General features: G+C 72.9%; 8 protein-coding genes. 5 read left to right on the forward strand and 3 right to left on the reverse strand.

Going from position 1 to position 13032, the window contains the following annotated elements; all coding sequences use genetic code 11:
* The first annotated feature begins 134 nt into the window (after window positions 1-134).
* Genes OG965_RS18885 through OG965_RS18900 form a run of 4 tightly spaced genes read left to right on the forward strand, consistent with a single transcriptional unit; the run spans window position 135 to window position 5024 of the window.
* Window positions 135-515, forward strand: a complete 381-nt coding sequence (locus tag OG965_RS18885; protein ID WP_371653258.1) for a tyrosinase family oxidase copper chaperone — start codon at window positions 135-137, stop codon at window positions 513-515.
* Between the two features lie 25 nt (window positions 516-540).
* The gene (locus OG965_RS18890; protein WP_371653259.1) at window positions 541-1458 is read left to right on the forward strand and encodes a tyrosinase family protein; all 918 of its coding nucleotides are present in this window, start codon (window positions 541-543) and stop codon (window positions 1456-1458) included.
* 19 nt (window positions 1459-1477) lie between these two features.
* Window positions 1478-3337 carry an asparagine synthase (glutamine-hydrolyzing) gene (gene asnB, locus OG965_RS18895; protein ID WP_371653260.1) on the forward strand — a complete coding sequence of 620 codons (1860 nt, stop codon included), beginning with the start codon at window positions 1478-1480 and terminating at the stop codon, window positions 3335-3337.
* Between the two features lies 1 nt (window position 3338).
* Window positions 3339-5024 (forward strand): carboxylesterase/lipase family protein, encoded by a 1686-nt coding sequence (locus tag OG965_RS18900; protein WP_371653261.1) that lies wholly within the window; start codon window positions 3339-3341, stop codon window positions 5022-5024.
* Here the strand turns inward: OG965_RS18900 and OG965_RS18905 are convergent.
* Window positions 4987-5961: a LacI family DNA-binding transcriptional regulator gene (locus tag OG965_RS18905; protein ID WP_371653262.1), complete on the reverse strand. Its 975-nt coding sequence runs from the start codon at window positions 5959-5961 to the stop codon at window positions 4987-4989. The two genes, OG965_RS18900 and OG965_RS18905, sit on opposite strands and share 38 nt — an antisense overlap.
* A 137-nt stretch (window positions 5962-6098) precedes the next feature.
* Here OG965_RS18905 and OG965_RS18910 point away from each other — a divergent pair, with 137 nt between their 5' ends.
* A complete protein-coding gene (locus tag OG965_RS18910) occupies window positions 6099-7982 on the forward strand; it encodes an amidohydrolase (protein WP_371653263.1) in 1884 nt (627 codons plus the stop codon).
* Between the two features lie 147 nt (window positions 7983-8129).
* On the opposite strand, the gene OG965_RS18915 is transcribed toward OG965_RS18910, so the two are convergent.
* Both OG965_RS18915 and OG965_RS18920 read right to left on the reverse strand, forming a co-directional pair.
* Window positions 8130-9857 (reverse strand): MFS transporter, encoded by a 1728-nt coding sequence (locus OG965_RS18915; protein WP_371656983.1) that lies wholly within the window; start codon window positions 9855-9857, stop codon window positions 8130-8132.
* A gap of 422 nt (window positions 9858-10279) precedes the next feature.
* Window positions 10280-12922, reverse strand: a complete 2643-nt coding sequence (locus OG965_RS18920) for a D-alanyl-D-alanine carboxypeptidase (protein WP_371653264.1) — start codon at window positions 12920-12922, stop codon at window positions 10280-10282.
* Window positions 12923-13032 lie beyond the last annotated feature (110 nt).

Below are 13032 nucleotides of genomic sequence, written 5' to 3' on the forward strand. Positions count from 1 at the left end.
GCGTCGTCGTTCGGCTGCGGGTCCGCCTGGGCTGGTCGCGCAGTTCCCCGCGCCCCTGTAGGGCGCCCCGTACCGCAGTGTCCAGGGCGCGACACCCTCGGGTGTCGCGCCCCCACCCACAGAAAGGTCCCCCCATGCTCAACCGTCGCGATGTGATCAAGCGGGGCGCTGTCGCCGCCACCGTTGCCACCGGGCTCGCCGGGGCCGCCGGGGTCGCCGTCTACGGCACCCGCGCCGACAGCGACAAGCCCGTCACCGCCGCCGCCCGCAGCGACGACCACACCGAGACCTACAAGGGCCGCACCATTCAGGTCACCCGGAACGGCGCGGACCACGCCGTCTCCATAGACGGCAAGCCGCTGCACCTGATGAAACTCGGTGAGGGCGCCTATCTGAGCGCCCTGTGCCACTACGAGGTCGCCAAGACGCCGCTGCACGCCGCCCGCGCCGCCGTCGACGAACTGCACGGCGCCAACCTCGTACCGCTCGGCGACGGCTCCCACCACTCCATGTGATCCCGCGAGATTGAGGAACAGGACCATGACGCACGTCCGCAGGAACCACCTGGACATGTCGCGCAGCGAGCGGCGGCGGTTCATCAAGGCCGTCGTGGAGATCAAGCGGCGCGGGATCTACGACCGGTTCGTCAAGCTCCACGTCGACGTCAACTCCCAGGACTACCTCGACAAGGACACCGGCAAGCGGGTCGGCCACATCAACCCGGGGTTCTTCCCCTGGCACCGGCAGTACCTGATGGAGTTCGAGAAGGAGCTGCGCCGGGTCGACCCGACGGTGACCCTGCCGTACTGGGACTGGACCAAGGACCAGTCGCCCCACTCGCCCCTGTGGGCCGACGACTTCATGGGCGGCGACGGGCGGCCCTCCGACGGCATGGTGATGACCGGCCCGTTCGCCTACCCCAACGGCTGGCTGCTCAAGGTCAACGTGCAGCCCGAGGGCGACGAGAATCCCGCGCTCAACGGCCACTACACCGTGGACGACCGCAAGTTCCTGATCCGCCGCATCGCCCAGAAGATGCCCTCGCTGCCCTCGCCCGAGCAGCTTCAGCAGACCATGGACCTGCCGGTCTACGACTGCCCGCCGTGGAACTACACCTCCGGCGGCCAGCCGCCGTACAACAGCTTCCGCAACCACCTGGAGGGCTACACCAACTTCGCCTGGGAGCCCCCGGCGGGGAAGCTGCACGGCGCCGGGCACCAGTGGGTGGGCGGCCACATGATGTACATCTCCTCCCCCAACGACCCGGTCTTCTTCCTGCACCACTGCTTCATCGACAAGATCTGGGCCGACTGGCAGACGCTCCACCCGGACGTGCCGCACTACCTGCCGCAGGAGCCGACCCCCGAGGTCGCCGATCCGAGCACCCCGCTGTTCCCGTGGCACACGAAGACCGTCGCCGAGGTCGTCGACCACCGCCGGTACTACACCTACGCCTGACGAGAGGGGGGTCTGAGACATGTGCGGTATAGCGGGCTGGGTCGGTTACGGCCACGACGTCACGCGGCACGAGGACAGCGCCCGGGCCATGACCGCCACCATGGTCTGCCGCGGACCCGACGCGGGCGGGGTGTGGACCGGCCGGCACGTCGCGCTCGGCCACCGGCGCCTCGCCGTCATCGACATCGAGGGCGGCAAGCAGCCGATGAGCGCCGGGTTCGGCGTCGCCCCCGAGGCGGTCGTCACCTACAGCGGCGAGGTCTACAACTACCAGGAGTTGCGGGCGGAGTTGAGCGCGCGGGGCCACCGGTTCCGTACCTCCAGCGACACCGAGGTGGTGCTCCACGCGTATCTGGAGTGGGGTGACTCCTTCGTCGAGCGGCTCAACGGCATGTTCGCGTTCGCCCTGTGGGACACCCGTACCGAGGAACTGCTCCTGGTGCGCGACCGGATGGGCGTCAAACCGCTCCTGTACTACCCCACCGACGACGGGGTGCTCTTCGGCTCCGAGCCCAAGGCGATCCTCGCCCATCCGCTGGCCGAGCCGGTCGTCGACGCCGAGGGCCTGCGTGAGGTGTTCGGCCTGACGATGACGCCCGAACACGCCGTGTTCCGGGGGATGTACGAGGTGCGGCCCGGCAGCATGGTCCGCCTCTCGCGGCGCGGGCTGCGCAAGACGCGGTACTGGCAGCTGGAGTCGCGCCCGCACACCGACGACCTGGACACCACGGTCGGCACGGTCCGCGAGATCCTCGACGACACCGTGCGCCGCCAGCTCGTCTCCGACGTGCCTTTGTGCTCGCTGCTCTCCGGCGGCCTCGACTCCAGCGCGGTCACCGCGCTCGCCGCCCGGGCGCTCGCCGAGGAGGGCAGCGGACGTATCCGTACCTTCTCCGTCGACTTCACCGGCCACGCCGAGCGGTTCGAGTCCAACGCGGTGTGGGAGGCGCCGGACGCGCCGTTCGTGAAGGAGGCCGTCGCCCACATCGGCACGGACCACGAGGACATCGTCCTCGACAACGCGCAGCTGCTCACGCCCGAGGTGCGCGGCGCGGTGCTGCGCGCGCTGGACCTGCCCACGGTCACCGGTGACATGGAGTACTCGCTGTACCTGCTCTTCCAGGCGGTACGGGCCCGCTCCACGGTCGCCCTGTCCGGTGAGTCGGCCGACGAACTCTTCGGCGGCTACAGCCACTTCCACGACCCGGAGGCCGTCTCCTCCGCCACCTTCCCCTGGCACCTGCCCTACCGGCGGGCCGGCGGCCAGGACGCCCTGCGCACCACGGGCCTGTGGGACCGGCTCGACCTCGGCGCCTACATCGACCAGCGCTACAAGGAGGCTCTCAGCGACGTTCCCGCCCTGCCCGGCGAGAGCGCGCAGGAAGCGCGGATGCGCGAGATCAGCCATCTGCACCTCACACGCTTCGTCAACTTCCTGCTCGACCGCAAGGACCGGATCAGCATGGCGGTGGGCCTGGAGGTCCGCGTCCCGTTCTGCGACCACCGCCTCGTCGAGTACGTCTTCAACACCCCCTGGGCGATGAAGACGTTCGACGGCCGCGAGAAGAGCCTGCTGCGCGCCGCCACCCAGGACGTGCTGCCGCGCTCGATCGTGGAGCGCAAGAAGAGCCCGTACCCGTCCACCCAGGACGTCCAGTACGAGATCTCCCTGCGCGACCGGATCACGGCCCTGGCCTCGGGCGACTCCCCCGTCCTCGACCTCGTCGACCCGAAGGGGCTACGGAGCCTGCTCGATCGCCCCGTGGGCTCGTACTCGATCGGCGGGCCCTACAGCGGGCGCGCGGTCATGGAGCGGCTGATCGACCTGGACGCGTGGATCCGCGGCTACGGCATCCGCTTCGTGCCCGAGGCGGGCTGAGATGCCCTCACCCGCGATGGGGCGCCGGGCGGTGCTCGCGGCCTCGGCGGCCGCGGCCGTGGCGTACGCGGCACCGGCCGCCGCCGCCCGCCCGGCGCCCGCCGCCAAGCCCTCCGGCCCGGCGGTGGCCCGCACCACCGCCGGGCCGGTGGCCGGGGCGCGCACCGGCGGCGCGCTGGCCTTCCGGGGCGTGCCCTACGCCCAACCCCCGCTGGGCGAGCTCCGGTTCGCCTCGCCGCGCCCGCCGCGGCCCTGGCGGGAGGTGCGCGACGCCACCCGGTTCGCCCCGGCGTTCCTCCAGACCATCGACCCCGCCAGCAGCGAGGACGGCCTCTACGCCAACATCTGGACGCCCGCCCTGCACGGGCGGCGCCCGGTCCTCGTCTACATCCACGGCGGCGGCTGGCAGGTCGGCGCGGGCAGCCTGCCGACGTACGACGGAACCCGCCTCGCGGTCCGCGGCGACCTCGTCGTGATCACCTTCAACTACCGTCTGGGGCCCTTCGGTTTCGGCTACCACGAGGAGCTGACCGACGAGACGACCGGCGACTGCGCCAACTGGGGCCTCCAGGACCAGGCCGCGCTGCTGCGCTGGGTACGCGACAACGCCGCCGCGTTCGGCGGCGACCCGCACAACATCACCCTCAGCGGCACCTCGGCGGGCGGCGCCTCCGCCTGGCAGCTCGCTCTCCGTCCCGAACTGCGCGGCCTGGTGCGCAGGATCGTCCCGATCAGCGCCTGCCACGTCTGGCAGCCCGCCACCTCCCTGACCGTCCCGGACGCGCGCCGGGCGTACGAGGAGGTGGCGGCCCGGCTCGGCACGACCGTACGGGGGCTGCGCGCCGCGCCCGCCGGGGCGGTCCGGGACGCCTGGAGCGCGGTCTTCGGCGGCGCCCCGGGCGGGCGGACCGTGGGCAGCGGACGCGAGTACCGGGGCCCGGTGGTCGACGGTCGCTGGATGCGCGGCTTCGACCACGAACTGGGCACCCCCGCACTGCCGATCCTGTCCATCCACACCCGTACCGAAGGCTCCTTCTACACCGGCCCCGGCTCCCCGATCCCCACCCCGGCGCCCACCGACGACGCCTCGCTGCCGGACGCGGTGCGCGGGGTGCTGCTCAAGGGCGCGGCGCGGGTGCCGGACTCGCTGGTGGACGGGTGCGTGGACGCGTACCGGGCGGCGGCCATGGCCGACGGGCTGCCGCTGGACCCGGTCTCCTTGTGGACCGACGTGTGGAGCGACAGCCTCTTCCGGTATCTGAACGTCCGCCTGGCCGAGCGGCACGCCCGTACGGGCACGGCGCCCGGGTACCTCATGGAGTTCGCGCACCCGGCCCGCCCGCCGTGGTTCGGCACCCCGCACGAGCACACCTCCCCGTTCCTCTTCGGCACCTACGGGATCGCCGAGAACGCCGGCGCGTGCGGCGACGGCCCCGCCGAGGCCGAAGTCAGCGCCACCTTCATGGACCTGGTGGCGTCGTTCGCGCACACCGGCACCCCGACCGCCCCCGGCGCCCCGCCGTGGCCGGTCTTCTCCCCCGACCGCCCCAGCGCCCTGATCCTGGGCGAGCCGGACGGCCCCCGCACGGCGCACCCCACCAAGGCACGGCAGCTGCGGTTCTGGGACGACAGCGAGTGGGTACCACGGATCAGCCGACGGCCCGCAGCGAGGACGCCCTCGGTGTGAGCCGCGCCGGAATCGTCTGCCCCGCCCCGCCGGACCCGCCCTCGACGAGGTCCACCAGGGCGCCGACCGCGGCCCTGGCCGTGCGGTGCGGGGCAAGCGTCACCGTGGAGACGGGCGGGGCGGTCGTCTCGTACGCCGGGTCCTCGCTGGCGCACACCACGAGCAGGTCGTCCGGCACCCGCAGCCCGCAGCGCGCCGCCGAGGCCAGGACGCGGTGGCCGCACGGGTCGTAGAGGCCGTGCACCGCGTCCGGCCGGCCGGGCCCGGCGAGCAGGGCGTCCAGGGTGCGCCCGTCGCGGTCGGCGAAGTCCAGCGGCACGACCCTGGGCTCGCTGCCGCGCGCCGCGCACCACTGCTCGTACGCCGCCCGGCAGCTGCGCGTGTAGTGCTCCTCGCCCGGGCCCGCGACCAGGGCGATCCGCCGTGCGCCGCGCGCCGCGAGGTGGTCCAGGACCTCGTGCGTGGTGGCCCGGTGGTCGTTGTCCACCCACGCCTCGCGCACGCCGAGCCGGGCCGGGCGGCCGTCGAAGACCAGCGGCAGGCCCCGGGAGCGCAGGATGCGGACGACGGGGTCGTCGGCCGGGCTGTCCAGGAGCACCACCCCGGCGACCGGCACGGTCCGCCACAGCGTCTCGGCGGGCGCGGCCGGGAGGGCGATCAGGGCGTATCCGCGCCGGTGGGCGGCGGCCGTGGCGGCGCTGATCGCCCGGGCGTAGAACGGGATGCCGGCGAAGTCCCAGGAGAGCGTGCCGTACGTGGTGACGGCGAGGGCGAGGGTACGGGGCGGGGGCTCGCCATAGCCGAGCGCGGCGGCGGTCGCCCGCACGCGGGCACGGGTCGACTCGGCCATGCGGCCGGTGCCGTTCAGGGCGTTGGAGACGGTCGCCACGGACACCTCGGCGGCGCGGGCCACATCGGTGAGGGTCACTCGGGGCACGGGCTCAGCGTACGGAATCCGTCGCCGGAGCGGGAGTTCGCGGGGCAGATCGGCTGCGGCCGGGCGCTGGTGGTTAAGGGATTAATCGCGAAGGGTGCGGTGGCGGACGAGCCACACTCGACACCCCAGGAGCCACTGTGAACCCCAGCTCTGCACCCTCCCGACGCCGGCTCCTCGCGACCGGCCTGGGCGCGGCGGCGGCCGTGTCCCTGGCGGCGCCAGGCACGGCGTCCGCCGCGACCGCCGCTTCCTCCGCCTCCTCCGCTTCCTCCAAGCGGCGCTCGGCCGCGCTGGTGGTGCACCACGCGCGGGTCCTCACCGGCGAGGCGCACGCCCGCGTCGAGGAGGCCGTCGCGGTCGGGCGGGACGGAAAGATACTCGCGACCGGCAGCGACGCGGTACTGCGGCGGTTCGTCGGGCGGGACACCGAGGTGGTGGACGCACGCGGGGCGACGGTCATGAGCGGCATCCACGACGGCCACGCCCACCCGCTGGGCGCGGGCGAGCGCTCCCTGCACCCGACGCTGGAGGGAGCGACGCTGACGGTCGCTCAACTCCAGGAGAAACTCCGGGGTTTCCTCTCCTCCGACTCCACCCACGAGCCCGACGGCTGGCTGGTGGTCGAGGACTGGAACCCGGTCGGGCTGCTCCCCGCCGGGACCGTCCCGCACCACCGCATGCTCGACGCGCTCCCGACCCGCCGCCCCATCGCGCTCATCGGCAACGACGGGCACAACGCGTGGGCCAACCAGCGCGCGCTCGACCTCGCCGGGATCACCGCCGCGACCCCCGACCCGTCCGGCGGCCAGATCGTGCACGACCCGGACGGCACGCCGGGCGGCCTCCTCAAAGACACCGCCCAGGACCTCCTGACGAGGGTGATCCCGCCGCCCACCCAGGCGCAGCTCCTCGCCGCCTGCGCCAAGGCGCTCGCGCAGGCGGCGGCGTCGGGCATCACCACGTTCATGGACGCGTCGGTGGGCACGCACCAGCTCGACACGTACGCCGCGCTCGCCGCCGCCGGCCGGCTGCCGCAGCGGATCGTGCCCGCGCTCCTGATCGGCCCGGACCTGGCGAAGGACCCGGCGGGGGCGCTGCGTTACGTACGGGACCTGCGGGCGCGGTACGGGCAGGTGCCCGGGCTGCGGTTCGGCACGGCGAAGGTGTTCCTGGACGGAGTGATCGAATACCCCTCGCAGACGGCGGCGCTGCTGGCCCCGTACCTGGACGCGGAGGGTCGACCGACAGCCCACCGAGGCGACCTGTACGTCTCCGCCGCCGACTACGGCCGCCTGGCGACGGCCTTCGACCGGGCGGACTGGCAGCTGCACGCACACGCGATCGGGGACCGGGCGGTACGGACGGCGCTCGACGGGTACGAGACGGCGGTACGGGCGAACGGCCGCCGCGGCAACCGGCACACCGTGGCCCACCTCCAGCTCGTCCACCCCACCGACTACCGCCGGTTCGCACCGCTCGGGGTGGTCGCGTGCATGCAGCTCCAGTGGGCGATGCGGGACATCTGGACGATGGAGGCGCTGCTGCCGTACATCGGTCCCGAACGGCACCGGCTGATGTACCCCGCGCGCAGCCTGGAGCGCCACGGGGCGGCTCTGTCGGGCGGCTCCGACTGGCCGGTGGACCCGCTCCAGACCTGGAACCAGATCCGCACGGCGGTCGACCGGGAGGGCTCGGAGGCGGGAGAGGGCGCCCTGTACCCGGAGCTGGAGGGCCTGACCCTCGCGTCATCCCTGCGCATGCACACGGCGGGGACGGCACACCAGCTGCGCATGGACCGGGTGAGCGGCCGCCTGCTGCCCGGCATGGCGGCGGACCTGGTGGTGCTGGACCGCGACGTGACGCGGGTGCGGATCTCCGAGGTGTCGGGGGTGGGGGTGCGGATGACGCTGGTAGGAGGCCGGGTGGTGCACGAGGGCACGGCCCCCGCGGCCCCCGCACCCCACGCCAGGTCCCTGACCGGGGTACACGGCGACCGCCACGGGTCGTGCGGGTGCGCGTGAGGCGGGCCCGGTGTTCGTCTGCGGGTGGGTGGGGGCTGAGCGCGCAGCTCCCCGCGCCCCTTAGGCAACTCCAGCCCCTTTAGGGGCGCGGGGAACTGCGCGACCAGCCACAGACGGCCCGCAGACGAACGGAGCCCAGGGGTGGGGCTACTCCTCCGGGCGGAGTTCCGTCGGGCACGCCGTGCCCCGGCGGAGGCTGTACGGGGCCGCCAAGCGGTACGTACCCGCCTTCGGCGCAAGCAGCTCCGTCCACTCGTCCCCCGCCGCATCCTCCGGCGCCTTCCACAGGCACCCGTTGGGGTTGGTGAACGTCTTGGGCGTGCCGTGGGCCCGGCTCTTGGACTCCGGCGTCTCCTGCGGCGGCTCCACACCCTTCCCCTTCTCGTCGACCAGCTTCAGCCACGGCGAGTAGGGGATGCGGACGAGGACCCGCCCGGGCGCGCTCACCTTCAGCGTCCACTCGCCCTCCCCCGCGCGCAGCACCGTCGCGGGCGGGTCGGCGAGCGGCGTCGGGTCGTCGACCGCGAACAGCCGCCAGTTGGCGTTGCTCCACACTTCCTTGAGGTACGGCTGGCCCTTCTGGATCAGCTTGGCCTCCTGCTCGGCGCCGTTGGAGTCCGGCGGGCCCATGGGCAGCACCACGTAGTGGACGGCCCAGCGGCCCAGCCAGCCCCGGTAGCTCGCCGAGTTCAGCGTGTCGTCGTAGAAGATCGGGTTGCGCTCCATGTCGGCCTGGCGGTTCCAGCCCCGGGCGAGGTTGACGTACGGCGCGACCGCCGAGGCCTCCCGATGGCTGGACGCCGGCACGACCTCGACGCGCCCGCGGTCGGCGCCGACCTCCTGGAGCTGGTCCACGAGCGGCGCGAGCTCGCGGGCCCAGGACGCGGCCGGCAGAGTGCTGACGATGTCGTCGACGGCCTTGAAGCCGATCCAGAAGTTCATCCCCGCGAAGGCGATGACCAGCGCGTACCACTTGCGCGAGCGCGGCATCACGTACGGCAGGGCGGCCAGGAAGACCACGCCCGCGAAGAGCATCGCGAGCCGGGTCACATTGGACCCGATCTGCGAGTCGATGATCCAGGTGAGCAGCACGCCCACCCCGTACACCGCGGCCCCCGTGCGGACCGTCCGCCACTCCTTCGGCACCGCGAAGAGGACGATCACCGCGAAGATGAACGGCAGCGACACGGAGCCGATCGACATCGGCTGGGTGCCGGAGAAGGGGAACAGCAGGGACGAGAGCGCCACGATGGCGACCGGCGGCAGGCCGAGCGCGTACGCGCCCGGGCGGCGCCCGTTCAGGAACAGCGCGGCCGCGATCACCCCGAGGAAGAGGCCCGCGACCGGGCTGCTCGCCGTGGCGAGCCCGGCCAGCGGCGCGGCGACCGCGCCCTTGGCCCACCGCTCGGTGCGCCAGCGGTGCGGCCAGCAGAAGACCGCCGCGACCGCGCCGAGCGCGAACATCGTGCCGAGCCCGAAGGTCACCCGGCCGGACATGGCGTTGCACAGGAAGGCGAAGAGGGCCGCGAACGCGCACGGCAGCGGATTGCGGACGGCCCGCACCCGCACCAGGATCAGCGTGATCAGCCCGGCCGACACGGTCCCGGCGATCATCATCGTCGACCGGACGCCGAGCATCGACATCAGATACGGCGAGATCACGCTGTACGAGACGGGGTGCATCCCGCCGTACCAGGCCAGGTTGTACGCGGAGGCGGGGTGGCGGCCGACGAACTCGGCCCAGGCGTCCTGTGCGGCGAGGTCGCCTCCGCTGTTGGCGAAGAAGAAGAACCAGAGGATGTGGCCGACGGCGGCGACGGCCGTGACGGCGTACACGGGGTACCGGACCGTGAGGGCCCGCACCCGGGACAGCAGGGTCCGTTCGCCGGCCGGGACCGGGTCCTCGGCCTTGACCGGGGCATCGGCCTTGGCCAGGGCCTCAGCCGGGCTCGGTTCCGGTTCCGCGTCCAGGACCGGCTTCTCGTCCGAGAGCGGTTCCTTGAGCGGTTCCTTGTCCAGGACCGGGGCCGCGTCGAGGGGCCCGGTCAGGTTCTCTTCCCTCACCGGGTCCCTGTTCTCATCCTGTATTCGTCCGCCCTGCCGAGAAGGGCTGCTGCCGTCGGCGCGGGTGGGCGTCGGCTCAGCGGTGGTCACTGCGGCTCTCCCGCCTCACACAGTCTCAGGACGTCTCTCGCCCCATCGCTCATAGGGACGCCGCCCCGCGTCCTCCAGTTGACCGAAGCTAGCACGATGGCGCCACCGGAGACCGGGGCGCCCTCGTCCTCATCGGCCCGCTGTCAGCCCAGACGGGTCAGCTTCGACCCGAGTCCGGGCTCGGCGAGAGCCTTCTGGAGAGCGACCGGGGCGGAGACCTGGCCGGGGCCGGAGCCCACGGTCAGCTTGCCGACCACGGTGCCCGCCTTCGCGGAGTGCGGGAGCTCGGCGCCACTGGGAGTGAGCGAGATCGTCGTCCGCAGACCGGACCATCCGGCGATGGTCAGGTCCTTGGTGGCGACGACCGGGGTGGTGCCGCCGAGGCCGTCGTCCAGGTGCCCGACGACGTCGCCCTTCTTGATCACGGTCGCCGAGGTGAGCGACTTGCGAGTGGCGACCAGGACGTCCTTGCTGACCCTGTTGACCAGGTCCAGGATCGACGTGCTCTTGTGCTGGCCGAAGACCGCGCCGACGATCGTCTGCTTCGTACCGCCGACCTCCTTGGTGGCGGCGAACAGCAGGTTGCCACCGGCCTTGGAGGTCGAGCCGGTCTTGATGCCGATCGCGCCGTTGTACGGCACGAGGGTGTTGTAGTTGCGCCTCTTCACACCGGTCGGGTCGACCCAGAACGGCTGCCGGGTGATGTCGACGAGCGCCGGGTCCTTCACCAGCTCTGTGGCCAGCTTCACCTGGTCCACGGCGGTCGAGACGGTGGTGGCCTGCAGACCGGACGGGTCGGTGTACGTGGTGTTCGTCATCCCGAGCTGCTTCGCGGTGTCGTTCATCTTCTTGACGAACGCCGCCTCGGAGCCCGCGTCCCAGCGCGCGAGCAGGCGCGCCACGTTGTTCGCGGACGGGATCATGATCGCGCTGAGCGCGTCCTTCTGCGTGAGGGTCTGGCCCGCCTTGATGGTGTCGAGGGTCGACTCGTCACCGGTCTTGTTGTAGCCGCCCTCCTTCTCCGCGAGCTTGTCGACGGGGATGGAGGCGCCCTTCTGGCCCAGCTTCATCGGGTGGTCGCGCATGATGATGTACGCGGTCATCGACTTGGTCACACTGGCGATCGGGACCGGCTTCTCCTCGCCGAACCGCCCCACCGTGCCGAGGCCCGACACGGTGATCAGGCCCTGTCCCTCGCTGGGCCACGGCAGCTGCGGCGCGGCGCCGTCGAAGGTGAACTCCGGCGCCGACGTCATCTTCAGCAGGGGGTCCGGGAGCGGGCGTACGAACTGTACGACCGCAAACACGACCAGCAGCAGGAGGACCAGCGGGGTCCAGATCTTGAACCGCCGCACCGCGGTGCGGACCGGGGTCTGCGGCGGGGGCGGGGTGTTGGTGAGCTCCGCGAGCAGGTCGAGCGGCGGCTTCGGCGGCAGCGGCTGCTGCCGGGTCCGCTCGGCGGCGTCGGCGTCCGGCACGGAGATGCGGGGCGAGGCGGGGGGCTTCGGCGCGACGGGCGCGGCAGGCGCGGCGGCCTTCGGAGCCTCGGCCTTCGGCGTCTCGGCGTCCGGGCGTACGTCGTCGGAGCGCAGCGGTACGAACGTGCTGGCCCGCTCGGACGCCGACTCGGCCGTGCTCGGCCGTCGGATGGCGGTGGTCGGCTGATCCACCACGGGCGGCTTGACGGCCTTGAAGACGGCGGTGGCCTGGTCGACACCGGTGGCCTTGTCGGCCTCGGGCTTGCCCGCGCCCTCGGCACCGAGCTTGGCACCCCAGGAGGCGGCCCGACCCTCGGGTGCGGGCTTGTCGGCGGCGGGATCGGCCTTGGGGGCGGCGGAGGCGGGCTCGGGCTCAGCGTCGGCTTCCGGCTTCGCGTCGGACTCCGGCTTCGCCTCGGGCTTCGCGTCCGACTTCGCTTCCGGCTTGCCGTCCTGCTCGGCGGCGGGCTCGGCGTCCTGCTCGGCGGTGGCCTCAGGGGCCGGGGTGGGCTCGTCGCCCGCCTCGGCGTCCGGCTCGGGCGCCGACGCGTCGTCGGACGCGGGAGCGGCCTTGTCACCGGGCTCCTGGGCCGCAGGCTCGTCGTCGGAGGCGTCGTCGGAGGCGTCGTCCGCCTCGGGCGCCGCCGTCGGCGCGGGCACGGCCTCCCGTACGGGCGTGGCCTCGGCGGCGGGCTCCTCGTCCGTGCCCTCCGCGTCCGCGCCCGTGTCACCCGGCTTCTCGGGGGCCGGGGCCGGGGCCGGGGTGTCCGCCTTCGCGCCACCGGAGCCCGCACCCGTACCGGACCCGGCGTCCTCGGACGCATCCGCATCCGCATCCGCCTCCGCGTCGCCGTCCGTGGCCACCCACGCCGCCACGGCCGCCCGCAGGCGGGTGTCGCGGGACTCGTGGTCCTCCTGGCGCGGGGCGCGGAAGACGGCGGTCGCCTGGTCCACGGGGGCGGAGCCGCCGTCCGCGGCCCGGTCGGCGCCGGAGCCGTCGGCAGAGCCGTTCACGGACCCGTTCACGGACCCGTTCGCGGCATCCTTCGCCGAGCCGTTCGCCGAACCAGCCACAGAGCCGTTCGCAGAGCCGCTCTCGGAGCCGTTCGCGGATCCCTTGCGCTCCTGCCCGGAACCGGACGCGGCCCGGGGGCCGTCATCCGGTCCGAACACCGCCACACGGGGATCGCGTTCGCTCGGAGTCGTCTCCCCCGACGACTGCTGCTGCTTCGACCTGTCGGGGGACTCGCCCGCCACCGATGCCTCCTCAAGGCGCCCCGGGGCGCCGTCCGAACCTGTCCGAACCATCTACCAGTGTCCTGTGTGCGGGGTTGACCCCCGTGCTAGACGAGAACGACATACCTACTGGTTCCCGTACTTACCGCCCAGGCACTCTCGACAGATGAATGTGAGAGGGG

It is taken from the genome of Streptomyces sp. NBC_00224, assembly GCF_041435195.1.
Taxonomy (GTDB): domain Bacteria; phylum Actinomycetota; class Actinomycetes; order Streptomycetales; family Streptomycetaceae; genus Streptomyces.